We start from the raw sequence: 15,749 nt of genomic DNA, 5'->3' as shown, positions 1-15,749 counted from the left end.
AAGGCCGTGCGCGACCGCGTCCGCGGCGACCGCGGCCGCCTGCCGCGCGGCGGCGGGCAGCGACAGCCCGGCGGCCAGCCCCGCCGCGAGGGCCGCCGAGTGCGTGCAGCCCGCGCCGTGCGTCGCCGCCACCTCGTAGCGCGGCACGGGGATGCGCAGGTGCTCGCGCCCGTCGAAGAGGTGGTCCACCGGCTCGGTGCCGTGCCCGCCGGTGACAAGCGCCGCGCCCGCGCCCATCGCCACCAGCCGCTCGGTCAGCACCCGCCGGTCCTGGGTGTCCAGGCGGGTGAGCGCCTGGGCTTCGGGCAGGTTGGGCGTCACGACCGTGGCCAGCGGGAACAGCCGCTCCACGAGCGCCCCCACCGCGTCAGCCAGCAGCAGCCGGGCGCCAGAACTCGCCACCATCACCGGGTCCACCACGAGCGGCAGCCCGCGTCCGGCCAGCTCGTCCGCGACCGCCTCGATCAGCGGGGTGGAAAACAGCATGCCGGTCTTGGCGGCATCGGCACCGATGTCGTCAAGTACGGCCCTTATTTGCTCCCGAACGAACCCGGGCGACTGCTCAGCGATCGCCGTCACGCCAAGGGTGTTCTGCGCGGTGAGGGCGACGATCGCCGACATCCCGTGCGCTCCGCAGCGCGCGAACGCCTTCAGGTCGGCCTGAATCCCGGCCCCGCCGCCTGAGTCGGACGAGGCGATCGTCAGCACCCGGGGGATGGCGCTCATTCCGGTCATACCGGTCATACCGGCAGTCCCACCGCCGGGCTTGACGCGACGGCGTGCCAGCGGCGCGGGATGCGCCCGGCGCCGTAAGCGGCCCGGCCGGCCTCGATGGCCAGCCGCATCGCCACCGCCATCTGCTCCGGGTCGGCCGCCCGGGTGATCGCCGACGCGATCAGCACGCCGTCGCAGCCGAGCTCCATCGCCAGCGCCGCCTCGCTCGCGGTGCCGATCCCCGCGTCGAGGATCACGGGCACGCCGGCCCGCTCGACGATCATCGCGATGTTGTGCGGGTTCCTGATGCCAAGCCCCGACCCGATCGGCGCGCCGAGCGGCATCACCGCCGCGCAGCCGGCCTGCTCAAGGCGCAGCGCGAGCACCGGGTCGTCGTTGGTGTAGGGCAGCACGGTGAACCCGTCGGCGACGAGCGTGCGCGCCGCGTCGATCAGCTCCTCGGGGTCAGGCAGCAGCGTGATGTCGTCCGCGACGACCTCGAGCTTGACCAGGTCGGTGCCGAGCGCCTCGCGGGCCAGCCGGGCGACGAGGAGGGCCTCGGTCGCGGTGTGGCAGCCTGCCGTGTTCGGCAGGACCTCGACGCCGGCCTGCCGGATCATGCCGAGCAGCGAGCCCTCCCCGGCGGCGGTGACCCGGCGCATGGCGACCGTGGTCAGCTGCGTCCCCGAGGCAGTCAGCACCTTGCGCAGCACGTCGAGGCTCTGCGCTCCCCCGGTGCCGACGATCAGCCGGGAGGTGAGCGTCCGGCCGCCGAGCGTCCACGTCTGGTCCATGTGGGAGGCGGCGTGACCGTTCGGGGGGACCAGCGCTTCGTTCGGGATAATCATCTCTTTAGCCTCCCTGCACGGCGGTCACGACCTCAACCTGGTCGCGGTCCGCGAGCGGCGTGCCGGCCCAGGTGCGGCGGGGCAGCACCTCGCCGTTGAGCGCGGCGGCGACGCCCGTCGGCTGGTCGGTGAGCTGGCTGACCAGCTGCGCGACGGTCGTGCCAGGCGGGACCTCGCGGGGCTCGCCGTTCAGCGTGACGGTCACCCGAACCTCCCCGGCGTGAACGGGAGCCATTCGTCGCGCGGTTGCCTGTGCGTGAGGAGGGCGGTCACCGCGTCGGCCGTGGCCGCGGAGAGCAGGATCCCGTTGCGGAAGTGGCCGGTGGCGACGATGAGGCCAGCCGTGTCCGTGCGGCCGACGATCGGGCCGTTGTCCTGGGTGCCGGGGCGCAGGCCCACGGAGATTTCGGCCAGGATGAGCTCGCTGAGCGCCGGGAGGGCGGTCGTGGCGTCGCGGAGCAGGTCATGCACGGCGCCGACGGTCGCGTCCCTGTCGTCGCGCTCCTCCTGCGTGGCGCCGACGACCACCTCGCCGTCGGCGCGGGGCACGATGTAGACGTCGCGGCCCTGGACGATGGCGCGGATCGTGTGCGTGGCCACGGGCGGCACGGCGCGCGGATGGCGCAGCCGCAGGATCTGGCCCTTCACCGGGCGGACCGCCTTGCGGACCGGGTCGGGGACGCCGGCGATCTTGCTGATCGCCCAGCCGGCGGCGACGACGACCTGCGCGGCCTCCAGCCTGGCGCCCGTGCCCGCTACGGTCACGCCGCGCTCCGCCACCGTCGTCGCGGTGCCCTGGATGGTGCGGACGCCGGCGGCGCGCGCGGCCTCCTTGAGGGCGGCCAGGTAGCGGCGGTTGTCGACGGACAGGTCGCCGGTCGCGAGCACGCCACCGCGGGTGCCGGGCGCGAGGAACGGCTCGAGTTGACGGCACTGCCTGCCGTCGAGCTCTTGCGCCTGCAGGCCGATCGAGTGGCGGAAGGCGGTCAGCCGCTTGAGCGCGGCCAGGTCGCCGCTGTCGTAGGCGACCGCGAGGGTGCCCTCGGTGCGCAGCCCGGTCTGCCAGCCGGTGGCTTGTTCCAGCTCCTCGCTGAAGCCGGGAAACCGGCTGATGGCCAGCAGGTTGAGGTTGAGCAGGTCGCGCTCCCCGAACACGCTTTCCGACACCGGGCCCAGCATCCCCGCGGCGACCAGGCTCGCCTTGTCGCGGTCGTCACCTGGGTCGATCAGCGTCACGGTCAGGCCCTCGCGGGCGGCGCGCCAGGCGATCGCCGTGCCGATCACGCCACCGCCCACGATGACGACATCAGCGTCCACATTCTCTCCCTTCGCCGGCATTACCCGGATCAGGTTCGACGGTCGGAGGCGAGTGCCTCCCTCTCAGCCCTTACAGGCTCCCGTGGTTGTTCACGTCAGTGTAGCTCGTGGTTCCATTGGCTCCATGACGGATCTGCGGGAGCGGCTGGCGGCCTCCCGGCTGTACCTGTGCACCGACGGGCGGCGTGCGTCTGGTGACCTGGTCCCGTTCCTTGACGCGGTGCTGGCTGGCGGGGTGGACATCATCCAGCTGCGGGAGAAGGGCCTTGAGGCGGGCGAGGAGCTTGCCCTGCTCTCGGTGTTCGTCGACGCGTGCCGACGGCACGGCTCGCTGCTGGCGGTGAACGACCGGGCGGACGTCGCCTTGGCCGCCGGGGCGGACGTGCTGCACCTGGGGCAGGACGACCTGCCGGTGCCGGTGGCGCGGCAGATCCTGGGACCGGGGCCGCTGATCGGGCGCAGCAGCCACAGCCCTGCCCAGTCCGCCGCCGCCGCTGTTGAATCCGGCGTCGATTACTTTTGCGCTGGGCCGGTGTGGACGACGCCGACCAAGCCGGGGCGGCCTGCCGCCGGGCTTGACCTATTGTCCTACGTGGCGTCTGCGGGCGTTTCACGGCCGTGGTTCGCGATCGGCGGGATCAGCCTGTCGCGGCTCGATCAGGTGCTCGACGCGGGGGCGACCCGGGTCGTCGTGGTCCGCGCGATCACCGAGGCCGCGGACCCGGGAGCGGCGGCGGCGGCGTTCGCGTCGCGGCTGCGCGGCTGACGCCGCGAGGCGCCGAACGACCTCGGCGCGGTCGGCTATTGCCGCCGGGTCCCGCCAGGCTGTAGCGTCATCGTCGGCCGACGGGGGTAAACCGGCCGATTTCAGGTGCTTTTCCGACGGGAGCGGGGACTCCGGGCGCAGGCGAGGGCCAGGCGTCGCGGCAGCGGAGAACGACGCGGAATGGGTGAACGATATCTCGGAGACCACGGATTGCCATGATCATAGTGCTGGCCGCTGAACAAGCGGTGTGGCGCTAGGCGTCGCGCAAGCGCAGGACCATCGCGCCGAGCAGGAGGGCGCCGGCCGCCCAGAGGGCCACGACGCCGAGGCCCTGCCAGGGGGTGAGCGGCAGCGACTTCACGTTCACCGTGGTCCAGGCGTCGAGGCCGGCGCTCAGCGGGCCAATCTGGTCCAGGCGGCGGGACCAGACCTGGTCTCCGATCAGCGCCGAGGCGAGCGGGAACAGGTACAGCAGGGCGAGGACGGCCCCGATGGCGATGGCTGACTCGCGAATCGCGGTGGCCAGGCCGAGCGCGAACAGCGCGACCAGCGCGAGGTACGCGACCGCGCCGACGGCGGCGCGCAGGTCCGAGCCGTTGGCCAGCGAGAGCAGCTGGTAGCCGTTCGCGACCGTCATGCCGTGGCCGGGCAGGATCAGCCGCCCGGCGAGCACCGAACCCAGGACGGCGACTACCCCGGCCGCGAGCACGCAGCCGGCCAGCACGGCCGCCTTGGCGCCGAGCACCGTCAGCCGGCGCGGCATCGCGGTCAGGGTGACGCGGATCATCCCCGTGCTGTACTCGCCGCCGACCGCCAGCACCGCAAGCACGGCCACCACCGCCTGGCCGACGTCGATCCCGGTGAGGCTGATCCTGGCCGGGTCGGCGCCGGTCTGGGCCAGCGTGCACGCGCCGGGCTGGCACCTGAAGGCCGCCGCCGCGGCCGCGCCCACCGCGATCGTGACCGCGGCCCCGCCGAGCAGCAGCCAGCACGTGCTGGCCAGCGTCCGCAGCTTGGTCCATTCCGCGTGCACCGCGTCCCGCAGGTCCGCGCCCGCCGCGCGCACGGCATGGCCGGGCTTGTCGAGGACCGCGGCGGCGGCCGGGGCCGCCGTCACGCGTCCCTCCGGCGCAGCAGGTAGGCCGCCGCGGCCAGCGCGAGGACGGCCCATGCGCACAGCACCGCGAAGCCGCTCCACTCCGCCAGCGGGAAGTACCCGTCCACTGGCGAGTAGGTGGCAGTGACCTGCGAGTACGCCGGATAGGGCTGCTGGATGGCGAAGCCCGCCGCCGGCGTGATCCGCAGCAGCCACTCCCCCACGGTGGCCGGCGCGATCCGGGTCACCGACGCGACGTACGGGAGGACGATCGCCACGATGACGATGGCGACCGCCCCCACGCCGCGACGCAGCACCGTGCCGACGGCGAGCGTGAGGATGGCGGCCACGGCGAGCAGCAAACCAGTGCCGATGATCACACGCACCTCGGTCGGCGTCGACGCCGGCCACTGGTAGTAGTCGCGGTGGCGGACGATCGCCCCGCCGATGACTACCGCGGCGGTGGCGCCTATCACCCCCGCCACGAACGCGACCGCGCCGATGACGATCGCCTTAGCCGCCAGCACCCGGCCGCGCCGCGGGCTCGCGGCCAGCGTGGTGCGGATCAGGCCGCGCCGGTACTCGCCGGTGATGAACATCGTGGCGACCACGGCGACCGCGATCAGCGCCATGAACGTACCGAGCAGGTAGTCGGTGAGGGTGACGGCGGGACCAAGCTGCGAGGTGCGCTCGTACGGCCGGGGCGCGATGTCGCCGGCCCCGGTCACCGTGAACTGCCCGCCGGCCCGGTGATACTCCCCGATTCCGGCCTGGACCGCCCCGACGTAGTCGCCGCGCCACGGGAGCGAGGACCTGGACAGCGTGACGTGATCGAAGACCGCGGTGACCTCGGTGGGGCCGACGTCTACCATGCTCCCTCCGGCGAACGCCGCCGAGGCCTTGGTCTCGTCAGGGGAGGTGGCGAACAGCCCGGCTTGCACCGTGGCCGGCAGCCCCGGCAGCGTGACGCTCCCGACCTCGGTCCAGTGGGTGCCGTCCGCCGAGTCGTAGCCCGTGACCACGTCGCCGGCCCGGGTCAGTCGCAGCCAGCGCGGGTTCGCCGGGCCGACGGCGCCGGGCTGGCCAGGGGTGTCCCCTGTGTAGTTCCACTGCATGCGCACCCCGTGCCCGGCGGCGACCATCATCGCCGCGTACGCGGACCCCTGGCTGAGGCTGGGCGTGATGAGGATGCCGGCCTTGGCCCACGGCTCGAGGCCGGGCTGCGTCAGGCCCAGGCCAGAACCTGCGCCAGAGCCCGGAGCCGAACTCGGGCCTGGCCCCATCTGGTTGGGCCCGGGGAGAAGGCCGGTCATCGAGGTGAGGCGGACGGTGATGCTGCCGTCGCCTGCCAGCGGCTGGTGCACGAACATATACCTGTCGATCACGAGCTCGCCGCCCGGCCCGGCCGGAGGCAGGGGGGCCATGCAGGCCTCGCCGTACAGCCACTTGCCGTTGTTGACCGCGCAGGAGACCGTGGTGACCGAACCGTAGAGCACCCCGATCCCGCCCGTCACGCCGATCGCGATGATCACGGCGATGAGCCAGCCGCGGACGGTGCGGAACTTGGTCCACTCCGCGTGCACCAGCTGCGCGAACCCGTCCCGGCCAGGTGTCAGCTCCGAACGGTAGGGCGTGACCGTGGTCATGACGCCGACCCCCCAGCACCCCCCGGCCGAAATTCGGCCGAATCCCTGGTCAGCTCCATGTACGCCGCCTCCAGGGTCGCACGGTGGGCGTGCACCTCGGCGAACGGGACGCCGGCCTCGGTGAGCGCCGCGACGATCTTCTCGGCGGGCAGGCCGGAGACCGTGAGCAGGTCTGTCCCGGTGACGGCGACCGTCGCCCCCGCGTGGGCCAGGACGGTCGTCGCCTGCGTCCGTGCGGTGGTGCGCAGCTCCACCCGGTCCCCTGAGGCGGCCTGAATGAGGGCCGCCACGCTGGTGTCCGCGATGACCCGGCCGCGGCCGATCACGACCAGGTGGTCGGCGGCGTCCTCCAGTTCGCTCATCAGGTGGCTGGAGACGAGCACGGCGCGGCCTTGCGCCGCTAGCTGGCGCAGGAACCCGCGCATCCAGACGATGCCCTCTGGGTCCATGCCGTTGAACGGCTCGTCCATCATCAGGATCGGCGGGTCGCCGAGCAGCGCGGCGGCGATGCCGAGCCGCTGCCGCATGCCGAGGGAATATCCGCCCGCCTTGCGCCTGGCGACGGAGGTCAGCCCCGCATCCGCGATCACCCGATCGACCCGGCTCGCGCCCAGGCCCTGGGAATGCGCCAGCCACAGCAGGTGGTTGCGGGCGCGGCGGCTCGGCTGCAGCGCCCCGGCGTCGAGCAGCGCGCCGACCTGGCCGAGCGGGCGCCGCAGCGTGCGGTACGGCCGGCCGCCGATGAGCGCGGTGCCCTCGTCGGCCGCGTCCAGGCCGAGGATGATGCGCATGGTGGTGGACTTGCCGGCGCCGTTGGGCCCGACGAAGCCGGTGACCTGGCCGGGCGCCACGGTGAACGTCGTCCCGTCCAGCGCCTGCGCGGACCCGAACCGCTTGCGCAGCCCGTCGACTTCGATCGTTGCTTCCATAGTCCGCAACGCTAGGGTCCGCGCCGGGTTGCGGTCATCACTCCGGGGAGCGGTCTTCACCAGTACTGTCCCGGTGGCACCGAACGGGCCCGTGGTCCCCCTCAGGAGCTACGTGCTGATGCCAGGTTCGGGTGACGCGGCCGGGCTGTCCAGCGGGGACAATGAATGCATGGGTCCGCGGCGGCTCACGCCGATCATGTCCGCCCGCTACGCGCCAGCGCTGGCCGGCGGGGTGCTCGCGCTGGCCGCCGTCGGGCAGGCGATCGGGCAGGCCATCACGCTCGGCCAGGGCCAGCCCGCCCAGGCTGTCCTGTACGCCATGCTGCTGTGCCTGCTCGCGCTGCTGTGCACGGTCCCGCTGATCTTCCTGCGGCCGGTCGCGGCGGCCGCCGCGATCACCGCGGCCAGCGTGCTCGCGCTGGCCGGGTTCGGCGAGCTGACTGCCGCGGGGGTGATCGCTGAGGTCATCGCGGTCTACCGGCTGGCCGGGGGGACGGACGCGCTGACCCGGTCGGGTGACGTCGAGCGCGCGCAGTACCTGGCCATGACGCTCGCCGCGCCGTTCCTCGTGCTGGCGCTCGCCAGCCACGGGAGCGCGGCCGCCGTGCTGCTCGCGGCGCTCGTTCCGGCGGCGGCGGGGACCGGGATCGCGGTGCGGGCACGGCGTGCGGCCCGCGTGCAGCACGCCGCGGCCGAGGTGCTCGCCGAGACGCTGACCGAGCACACCGCGCGCGGCGAGCGCGCCCGCATCGCCCGCCAGCTGCACGACGTGGTGGCGCACCACATCTCGATGATCGCGGTGCAGGCCGAGACGGCGCGGCTGACCACACCGGGACTGCCTGCCGCGGGCGCGCAGCGGTTCATGCAGATCGGCGACACCGCGCGGGCCGGGCTGACCGAGATGCGGCGGCTGCTCGGCGTGCTGCGCGAGGACGCCGACGCGACGGTCGCCGACCGTCATCCGCAGCCTGGCCTGCCGCAGCTCACCGAGCTGATCGACGGGGCGCGGACGGCGTCGGCGGCCAGCACGCGGCTGATCGTGTCTGGCCCGGTCACGGAGTTCGACCCCGGCGTCGAGCTGGCCGCCTACCGGATCGTGCAGGAGGCGCTCAGCAACGCCCGGCGGCACGCGCCCGGCGCCGCCGTGGACGTGGAGGTGCGCTACGCCGACGACACGCTGCGCCTGAGAATTCGCGACAACGGCCCGGGGCCCGCAGACGCCGGGGACCTTCCGCAGTCAGCCGCCGAAGGCGGCCATGGGCTGCTCGGCATGCGCGAGCGGGTCGCCACCGTCGGCGGGACGCTGCGCACCGGCGCGGCGCCAGGCGGCGGGTTCTTCGTCGAGGCGGTTCTGCCGGCGAAACCGGAGGTCTCATGATCGGCATCGTGGTCGCCGACGACCACGAGGTCGTGCGGGCCGGGTTCGCCGCGCTGCTGGACACCCAGCCGGACTTCACCGTGCTCGGCACCGCGGCCGACGGCGCGGCGGCGGTGCGAGCCTGCCGGGAGGTCCGGCCCGACGTCGTGCTGATGGACGTCCGGATGCCGGGCACCGACGGGATCGAGGCGACCCGCCAGCTCTGCGCCGACGGCGAGACGTCGCCGCGCGTGCTGATCCTGACCACGTTCGACCTCGACGAGTACGTCTTCGACGCGCTGCGGGCGGGCGCCAGCGGGTTCCTGCTCAAGGACGTCACCGCCGAGCGGCTGTTCGAGGCGGTCCGCGTGGTGGCGGCCGGCGACGCGCTGCTCGCCCCGGCGGTCACCCGCCGGCTGATCGCCGAATTCGCCAGGATCCGCCCGGAGGCCGGCGCGCCAGCGCCGCCCGCGGCGCTGTCCGCGCTCACGCCGCGCGAGACCGAGGTGCTCCGGCTGGTCGCGGCGGGCCTATCGAACACGGAGATCGCCGGCCAGCTCGTGGTGACCGAGGAGACGGTCAAGACCCACGTCAGCCGGGTGCTCGCCAAGCTCGGCCTGCGCGACCGAACCCAGGCGGTGGTGCTCGCCTACGAGTCGGGTCTGGTCGTGCCCGCCCGCGAGCGCGGCTGAGCCGGAGCACCGGCACTCGCAGCCGCATCACCTTTCTCAGCGTCGTTCCATGATCACGAAGACATCGGCGGCCTGGGCCGGGGGCAGCTGGCGGGGGTGCCACTTGTGGCGACTCGCAGGGGCCGCCGTATCGCGGGCCTTATGCGGATGCGGACCTGGCGATGTTTTCCAGCTTGTCGTAGTGCCGTTTCCAGGCGGCGGCATCGGCGTGTGGCGGCATGTTGCTGACGCCCTCGCGCAGGCCGACAGCACCGTCGATCGTCTCCCTGATGATGTCCGCATGTCCGGCGTGCCGCGCGGTCTCCTGGATCGTGTGGACGAGCAGGGTGTGCAGCGTCGGGTGCCTGCGGTGTTCCGGCCACCACGGCACGGTGCCGCGCGCATCCAGTGGCAGCTCCTGGATCGTGGCGTCCGAGTGCGCCCACACCCGGCGGTAGAAGTCCGATACCTGCTCGCGTGACTCGGCCTCGGTGGCGTACATGTCGCCGCCAAGCTCAGCGTCGTCGTCCTCGTGCCAGTCCAGGTCGTCCTGGCCGGGGAACGGCCGGTCAAGCACCTGGCCGAAGTACACGCAATCCACCGCCGCGCAGTGCTTGACCAGCCCGAGGAGGTTGGTGCCGGTCGGCGTCACCGGCCGCCGGATGTCGTAGTCGCCAAGCCCGTCGAGCTTCCAGAGCAGCACCCCGCGCACGTTCCGCAGGTAGCGGTGCAACGTCTGCTTTTCATCAGCCTCATCCACGGCTGCCAGTCTTGCCCAGGCACAGCAGCTTGTCCAACGGATTCGGGCGGGCACGCTCTTGGTCCGGAACGTGGCGAGCACATCGGGAGTCGGTGCGTCCGCTGGGACCGTGCCGGTCAGCCTGGGCCAGCGTCGATCACGGCCCGGACTCCGGCCTCGGTAGGCTGCAGGCCGAAGAACGTGACCGCCCAGGTCAGGCCCGCCCGCTCCCACGGCCCGAGGTCGGTGTCCGGGGGAAGCTCCGTTATCAGGTCGAACGGGCCGCTGGCATCCGGGCGGGCCTGGCGGATCTCGGCGGCCAGTTCCGTCAGCGCTCCCGGGCCGGGCAGGCCGATGGGGAAAAGGCCGTCCCAGCGCAGCGCCCGGCGCACCGGCCGCCGGTGCGGCCACTCGCCGGCTATCCACACCGGGGGCCTGGGCCGCTGCACCGGCACCGGCTCGAACTCCCCGGCCCAGTACCTGGCCAGGGCGTCCAGGCCCTGATCGAGCAGGCGGGCACGCTCGCGCGGGTCGGTCACCTCCCCGAACGGCTCAAGCTCGTTGTTCCGCGTGCTGCCGAGCCCGGCCCCGAAAATGAGCCGGCCGGAGCTGAGCAGGTCCAGCGTGGCCGTCTCCCTGGCCACCTTGTGCACCCGGCGCCGGGAAAGCGGGGTGACAAGCGCGCCGATCCGCACCCGGGACGTGGCGCAGGCCACCGCGGCCAGGGCCACCCACGGATCGGCCACGGCCCGCACCGGCGCACGGTAGGCGATGTGATCCCAGACGAAGAAGCCGTCCCAGCCCCGCTCCTCGGCCCGGGCGGCCAGGCGGGCGACCGCTCGCGGGTCGGCCAGCTCACCGAACAGCCCGACATCGATCGCGCGCTTCACGATGCCGATCGTAACCGTCCCCGACGACGAAGGGCGTCTTCAGGTTTCCCAGTGACGCTGGGCAGGCGCCACGGCTCGTTCTGGATAATCGTCTTGATCTTTCTCCGGCAACAGGGGGTCAGTCGCCGAGCTCGGTGCGGCGGCGGGCGACGAAGTCGTCGAGCTCGGCGCGGATCGCGTCGTCGAGCGGGGGCGGCTGGTACTGCGCCAGCGTCTTGGCGCAGATTTCGGTTGCCCGTGCGGTGGCGTCCTTGGCGCCCAGCCTGACCCACCGTTCGTAGTTGGCGGTGGAGGACAGCAGCGGGCGGTAGAAGCAGTCCCTGAACCGCTCCATGGTGTGCGCCGCGCCGAGGAAGTGCCCGCCGTGGCCGACCTCCTGGTGCGCGCCGAAGGCCAGCGACTCCTCGTCGATCTCCAGCGGGGTGAACTCGACCCGCAGCATGCGCAGCAACTCCACGTCGATGATGAACTTCTCGTAGCAGCTGACCAGGCCGCCCTCGAGCCAGCCGGCCGCGTGCATGACGAAGTTCGTGCCGGCCAGGAACGTGGGCAGCAGCGTCATCAGCGCCTCGTAGGCCGCCTGCGCGTCCGCGGTCTGGCTGGCGTTGAGCCCGCCGCCGGTGCGGAACGGCAGCCCGAAGTGCCTGGCGAGCTGGCCCGTGATCAGCAGCCCGATGGCCGATTCCGGGGTGCCGAAGCTGGGCGAGCCGGACTGCATGTCGATGTTGGACAGGAACGACCCGAAGATCACCGGGCAGCCCGGCCTGATGAGCTGGGCCAGCGCGATCCCGGTGAGCGCCTCGGCGAGCTGCTGCACGATCGCGGCAGGGATCGACACCGGCGACATCGCGCCCATGAGCAGGAACGGGGTCAGCACCACCGCCTGGTTGGCGGCGCAGTACTCGAACTGGGCGTCCAGCATCCGGTCGTCCCAGCGCAGCGGCGAGTTGCAGTTGATCAGCGAGATCGTGGCCGGGGTCTGCTCGATGGACGCGCGGCCGCGGTCGGCGCCCTGCCCGTTGCCGAACAGGATCTCGGTCATGCGGATCGTGTCGGCGGCGTTCGGGCCGGAGACCACGTTGCCCATGTAGATCTTGTCGGTGAGCGTCGCCAGCGCGTAGATCATGTCCAGGTGCCTGGAGTCGAGCGGGGCGTCGTTCGGCTCGCAGATCACCCCGCCGGCGGAGTCCAGCTGGCCGAACGACTGGGACAGCATGCACAGCCGGCGGAAGTCGTCCAGGGTGGCGTCCCTCCTGACCTCGCCTTCCCTGATGAACGGGCACCCGTACACCGCGCTGAACACCATCTGGTCACCGCCGATGTGCACGCTGTTCGCCGGGTTGCGGGCCTGCACGTCGAACTCTCTTGGCGCCTTTTTCACCTGCTCGAGGATGAACTCCGGATCGAAGAAGACCACGTCGCCGTCGGTCCGCTGGCCCGCCGTGCGGAACAGCTCGACCGCTTCCTGCCTGGCGAACTGCACGCCGATCTCGGTGACGATGCGGCGCCAGCCCTTGTCCAGGACGGCGATCGCGTCCGGCGACAAGATCTCATAGCGCGGCATGGTGTTGCGGAACATGGCCACCTCGTTCCCGCCGGTGCTGCATTAGCCGTCAGCCGGGGCCCGGTCGTGCCCCTGCACAACTGTTGACCCCGGCACGGACCTTCCGTAACATCACATCGTAGAACGGAGTTCCGTAACATGGAACTTATGGCCGCAGGACACCAGATGCACGCAAGGACCACCACCGCCAGCCCTAGCGCCCCGACCGGGACGCAGGCCGTCGACCGGGCCGCCCGGCTGGTCTCGGAAGTGGTGGCCGCCCCCGACTCGGTGACGTTCACCGAGCTGGCCGCGGCGACCGGGCTGGCCAAGAGCACCACCTCCCGGCTGCTGCTCGCGCTGGAGCGCAACGGCCTGGTCCGGCGGGACGACGACGGCAGGTTCTCCCCCGGCGAGATGTTCGTGCGGTACGCCTGGCGCGGCGGCGCGGAGGCGGGCCTGGTCGAGGTGGCCCGCCCGTTCCTCGACCGGCTCGGCTCGGTGACCGGTGAGACCGTCAACCTGGGCGTGGCCCGCGACGGCGTGGTGGAGCAGATCGCCCAGGTGGACGCCAAGTACCTGATCGGCGGGACCAACTGGGTGGGCCGGCCGGTCCCCCTGCACTGCGCGGCGCTCGGCAAGGTGCTGCTCGCCTACGGCGCCGCTTCCTTGCCGCCGGGCCGGCTGGCGGCCCGCACGTCCCGGACGATCACCAGCCGCGGCGCGCTTTTGGATGATCTGCGCTTCGTGCGGGACCGCGGCTACGCGGTCACCGACGAGGAACTTGAGCCTGGCCTGGTCGCGGTCGCCGCGCCGGTGCGGCGGGACGGCGGCGTGGTCGTGGCCGCGATGTCGGTGTCCGCGCCGTCCAGCCGCCTGTCCGCGGCCAAGGTCTCCTCGGTGGCGGAGGCGTGCGTGGCGGCGGCCGGCGGCCTGTCCGCGGCCCTCGGGTACCGGGCCGCCTCCCCCCGGCTAGGCCCGACCAGCCCGATAGGCCCGGCCCGATAGGCCCGGCCCGATAGGAAGGTGCGCCCGTGACCAAGGACGAGCTCCTCCAGCAGCTATACGACTTCACACTGGTCGGCAACGGGCCGGAGGTGCTCCGCTTGACGTCGGCCGGTCTTGCGGATGGCATTGGCCCGGAGACCCTGCTGTACGAGGCGCTGATCCCGTCTCTTGAGGAGGTCGGGGCCCGGTTCGAGCGCGGCGACTTCTTCGTCCCTGAGATGCTCATCGCCGGCAAGGCGATGGCGGGGGCGCTGGAGATCCTGCGTCCGCTGCTCGCCGAGACCGGCGCCGCGGCGATCGGCACGGTCGTGATGGGCACGGTCAAGGGCGACGTGCACGACATCGGCAAGAACCTGGTGAACATCATGTTCGAGGGGGCCGGGTTCCAGGTCATCGACCTCGGCGTCCAGGTGGCGCCTGAGAAGTTCGTCGCGGCCGTCCAGGAGCACCGGCCGGACATCGTCGGCTTCTCGGCGTTCCTGACCACGACGATGCCGATGTTCAAGGCGAACATCAACGCGCTGACCAAGGCCGGGCTGCGCGACCAGGTGATCGTGATGGTGGGCGGTGCCCCGGTGACGCAGGAGTACGCCGACGTGGTCGGCGCGGACGGCTACGCGGCCGACGCCTCGGCCGCCGTCGTCCGGGCCAAGGAACTGCTCGCCATGCGCCGCGCCGCGGCGCTCGCGTAGGACGGGGGTCTTTCTCCATGGAGACGGTGCTGCGGTCCGCGTCGCGGGAGGTCGTCATCGGTCCTGAACGGCCGTTCTGCATCATCGGGGAGCGGATCAACCCGACCGGGCGGAAGATCTTCCAGGAGCAGCTGCGCCGCGGGGACCTGTCCCGGATCTCGATCGACGTCGCCGCGCAGGTGGCCGGCGGCGCGATGGTGCTCGACGTCAACATGGGCGCGCCGCTGGCCGACGAGGCCGAGCTGATGGTCGCCGCGGTCACGTTGATTCAGGGCCTGACCGACCTGCCGCTGTGCCTGGACTCCTCGATCGTCTCGGTCCTTGAGGCGGGGCTTGCCGCCTACCAGGGCAAGGCGCTTGTGAACTCGGTCACCGCCGAGGACGACCGGCTGGCGGCCATCCTGCCGCTGGTCAAGCGGCACGGCGCGGCGGTCATCGCGCTGCCCAACGACGAGGAGGAGATCCCGGCGGACCCTGTGCGCCGGCTGGAGCTCGCCCGCAAGATCATCTCTGTCGCCACCGGGCGGTACGGCATCCCGATCGAGGACATCGTGATCGACCCGCTGGCCATGCCGATCGGCGCGGACACCTCGCTGGTCGCCCGGACGCTGGACACGCTGGAACTGCTGCGCGCCGAGTTCGGGGTGAACACGACTTTGGGGGCGTCCAACGTCTCGTTCGGCATGCCGGAACGGGAGGCTCTCGGGGCGGCGTTCTTGCCGATGGCCATCCGCTGCGGGCTGACCAGCGCGATCATGGACGCCCGGGCGCCGCGGATCGTCCGCTCGGTGCAGGCGGCCGACCTGCTGCTCGACCGCGACCCGTGGGGCGCGGCCTGGATCGCCGCCCATCGCGCTTCCCAGGCGACCGTGCCCACCGCCGCCACTCAGGCCATGCCGTGACGACAGCCCAGGCGCCGGACGCTGCGCTGGCTGGCGGCGCGGGGCCGCCCCGGGTGGACCTGCTCTTCGAGCCGGGCGGGCGGCGGGTCCGGGTGCCCGCCGGGGTGACCGTGTTCGACGCGGCGAGCTGGAACGGCATCGCCATCGACTCCACCTGCGGCGGGCACGGCACCTGCAAGAAGTGCCGCGTGCGGATTGCCGAAGGCGCGCCCGCGCCGTCAGCGGTGGACATCCGCGCGTTCTCCCCGGACGAGCTGCGTCTTGGGTGGCGGCTGGCCTGCCGGGCTCTGGCGTCGTCGGATGCCGCTGTCGAGGTGCCGCCGCTGGTCACCAGGCCGAAGGCGGCCACCGTCGGGGTGGGCCGCCGCGTCATCTTGCGGCCCGCGGTGCAAAAGCGGTACCTGGAACTGCCCGAGCCGACCCTGGCCGACCAGCGCAGCGACCTGGAACGGATCCTGGACGCGCTCGATGACCTGGAACTGCGCGCCGACCTGCACGCGGTCCTGGCGGCCCGGCGGGTGCTGCGCGCCGCGGACTGCAAGGTCACCGCGGTGGTCGTGGACGACGTGCTGATCGACGTGCAGCCCGGGGACACGACCGCGCTGGCCTACGGGATCGCGTTCGACCTGGG

General features: G+C 72.5%; 17 protein-coding genes and 1 riboswitch. Of the genes, 7 read left to right on the top strand and 10 right to left on the bottom strand.

What is annotated here, in order from left to right; genetic code table 11:
* The 4 genes from thiD to thiO all read right to left on the bottom strand — a co-directional run.
* Positions 1-735 (bottom strand): bifunctional hydroxymethylpyrimidine kinase/phosphomethylpyrimidine kinase (gene thiD, locus Q1N79_RS21660; RefSeq protein WP_300611749.1); only part of this gene is annotated, 735 nt, incomplete at its 3' end.
* Between the two features lie 5 nt (positions 736-740).
* Positions 741-1,508: a thiazole synthase gene (locus tag Q1N79_RS21655; RefSeq protein ID WP_300611751.1), complete on the bottom strand. Its 768-nt coding sequence runs from the start codon at positions 1,506-1,508 to the stop codon at positions 741-743.
* 58 nt (positions 1,509-1,566) lie between these two features.
* A complete protein-coding gene (thiS, locus tag Q1N79_RS21650; protein ID WP_300611747.1) occupies positions 1,567-1,767 on the bottom strand; it encodes a sulfur carrier protein ThiS in 201 nt (66 codons plus the stop codon).
* Positions 1,764-2,879, bottom strand: a complete 1,116-nt coding sequence (gene thiO, locus Q1N79_RS21645) for a glycine oxidase ThiO (RefSeq protein ID WP_300611746.1) — start codon at positions 2,877-2,879, stop codon at positions 1,764-1,766. Before thiO ends, thiS begins: the two co-directional genes overlap by 4 nt.
* Positions 2,867-2,973, bottom strand: a riboswitch (TPP riboswitch). (Overlaps the previous gene by 13 nt.)
* Positions 2,974-3,003: 30 nt before the next feature.
* Here thiO and thiE point away from each other — a divergent pair.
* Entirely contained in the window at positions 3,004-3,645 is a 642-nt protein-coding gene (thiE, locus tag Q1N79_RS21640) for a thiamine phosphate synthase (protein WP_300611744.1), read from the top strand.
* Positions 3,646-3,898: 253 nt separating this feature from the next.
* On the opposite strand, the gene Q1N79_RS21635 is transcribed toward thiE, so the two are convergent.
* Genes Q1N79_RS21635 through Q1N79_RS21625 form a run of 3 tightly spaced genes read right to left on the bottom strand, consistent with a single transcriptional unit; the run spans position 3,899 to position 7,316 of the window.
* The gene (locus Q1N79_RS21635) at positions 3,899-4,762 is read right to left on the bottom strand and encodes an ABC transporter permease (protein ID WP_300611742.1); all 864 of its coding nucleotides are present in this window, start codon (positions 4,760-4,762) and stop codon (positions 3,899-3,901) included.
* Positions 4,759-6,387, bottom strand: coding sequence for an ABC transporter permease subunit (locus Q1N79_RS21630; RefSeq protein ID WP_300611740.1), 1,629 nt, complete (start codon positions 6,385-6,387; stop codon positions 4,759-4,761). The genes Q1N79_RS21635 and Q1N79_RS21630 overlap by 4 nt, the downstream gene beginning before the upstream one ends.
* The gene (locus tag Q1N79_RS21625) at positions 6,384-7,316 is read right to left on the bottom strand and encodes an ABC transporter ATP-binding protein (RefSeq protein WP_300611738.1); all 933 of its coding nucleotides are present in this window, start codon (positions 7,314-7,316) and stop codon (positions 6,384-6,386) included. The genes Q1N79_RS21630 and Q1N79_RS21625 overlap by 4 nt, the downstream gene beginning before the upstream one ends.
* Positions 7,317-7,485: 169 nt before the next feature.
* On the opposite strand from Q1N79_RS21625, the gene Q1N79_RS21620 reads away from it, so the two are divergent.
* A complete protein-coding gene (locus Q1N79_RS21620; protein WP_300611736.1) occupies positions 7,486-8,694 on the top strand; it encodes a sensor histidine kinase in 1,209 nt (402 codons plus the stop codon).
* A complete protein-coding gene (locus Q1N79_RS21615; protein ID WP_300611734.1) occupies positions 8,691-9,365 on the top strand; it encodes a response regulator transcription factor in 675 nt (224 codons plus the stop codon). The genes Q1N79_RS21620 and Q1N79_RS21615 overlap by 4 nt, the downstream gene beginning before the upstream one ends.
* Positions 9,366-9,504: 139 nt before the next feature.
* Here Q1N79_RS21615 and Q1N79_RS21610 read toward each other — a convergent pair whose 3' ends face one another.
* The 3 genes from Q1N79_RS21610 to Q1N79_RS21600 all read right to left on the bottom strand — a co-directional run bounded on the left by Q1N79_RS21610 (position 9,505) and on the right by Q1N79_RS21600 (position 12,552).
* Positions 9,505-10,104, bottom strand: coding sequence for a DinB family protein (locus tag Q1N79_RS21610; protein WP_300611733.1), 600 nt, complete (start codon positions 10,102-10,104; stop codon positions 9,505-9,507).
* Positions 10,105-10,220: 116 nt separating this feature from the next.
* Positions 10,221-10,973 (bottom strand): LLM class flavin-dependent oxidoreductase, encoded by a 753-nt coding sequence (locus Q1N79_RS21605; RefSeq protein ID WP_300611731.1) that lies wholly within the window; start codon positions 10,971-10,973, stop codon positions 10,221-10,223.
* A 118-nt stretch (positions 10,974-11,091) separates the two neighbouring features.
* Entirely contained in the window at positions 11,092-12,552 is a 1,461-nt protein-coding gene (locus Q1N79_RS21600; RefSeq protein ID WP_300611729.1) for a trimethylamine methyltransferase family protein, read from the bottom strand.
* A 132-nt stretch (positions 12,553-12,684) separates the two neighbouring features.
* Here Q1N79_RS21600 and Q1N79_RS21595 point away from each other — a divergent pair, with 132 nt between their 5' ends.
* The 4 genes from Q1N79_RS21595 to Q1N79_RS21580 all read left to right on the top strand — a co-directional run.
* A complete protein-coding gene (locus tag Q1N79_RS21595; protein WP_300611727.1) occupies positions 12,685-13,524 on the top strand; it encodes an IclR family transcriptional regulator in 840 nt (279 codons plus the stop codon).
* Positions 13,525-13,550: 26 nt separating this feature from the next.
* Complete coding sequence (locus Q1N79_RS21590) at positions 13,551-14,216, top strand: corrinoid protein (RefSeq protein ID WP_300611725.1); 666 nt, start codon at positions 13,551-13,553, stop codon at positions 14,214-14,216.
* 17 nt (positions 14,217-14,233) lie between these two features.
* On the top strand, positions 14,234-15,118 hold the full coding sequence (locus tag Q1N79_RS21585) for a dihydropteroate synthase (RefSeq protein ID WP_300611723.1): 885 nt from the start codon (positions 14,234-14,236) through the stop codon (positions 15,116-15,118).
* A partial coding sequence (locus Q1N79_RS21580; RefSeq protein ID WP_300611721.1) for a 2Fe-2S iron-sulfur cluster-binding protein occupies positions 15,115-15,749 on the top strand: 635 nt, incomplete at its 3' end. The genes Q1N79_RS21585 and Q1N79_RS21580, both read left to right, overlap by 4 nt.

This window comes from Trebonia sp. (assembly GCF_030042015.1).
Classification (GTDB): Bacteria; Actinomycetota; Actinomycetes; order Streptosporangiales; family Streptosporangiaceae; genus Trebonia.
Note: the sequence above shows the minus strand (reverse complement) of the source record. Positions and strands in the feature narration are given on the sequence as shown.

Coding starts and splice junctions, on each gene's coding strand:
- Q1N79_RS21630 (WP_300611740.1), bottom strand. CDS start 6,387: ATGACCACGGTCACGCCCTACCGTTCGGAGCTGACACCTGGCCGGGAC.
- Q1N79_RS21595 (WP_300611727.1), top strand. CDS start 12,685: ATGGCCGCAGGACACCAGATGCACGCAAGGACCACCACCGCCAGCCCT.
- Q1N79_RS21655 (WP_300611751.1), bottom strand. CDS start 1,508: ATGGACCAGACGTGGACGCTCGGCGGCCGGACGCTCACCTCCCGGCTG.
- Q1N79_RS21625 (WP_300611738.1), bottom strand. CDS start 7,316: ATGGAAGCAACGATCGAAGTCGACGGGCTGCGCAAGCGGTTCGGGTCC.
- Q1N79_RS21615 (WP_300611734.1), top strand. CDS start 8,691: ATGATCGGCATCGTGGTCGCCGACGACCACGAGGTCGTGCGGGCCGGG.
- Q1N79_RS21620 (WP_300611736.1), top strand. CDS start 7,486: ATGGGTCCGCGGCGGCTCACGCCGATCATGTCCGCCCGCTACGCGCCA.
- Q1N79_RS21585 (WP_300611723.1), top strand. CDS start 14,234: ATGGAGACGGTGCTGCGGTCCGCGTCGCGGGAGGTCGTCATCGGTCCT.
- thiE (WP_300611744.1), top strand. CDS start 3,004: ATGACGGATCTGCGGGAGCGGCTGGCGGCCTCCCGGCTGTACCTGTGC.
- Q1N79_RS21600 (WP_300611729.1), bottom strand. CDS start 12,552: ATGTTCCGCAACACCATGCCGCGCTATGAGATCTTGTCGCCGGACGCG.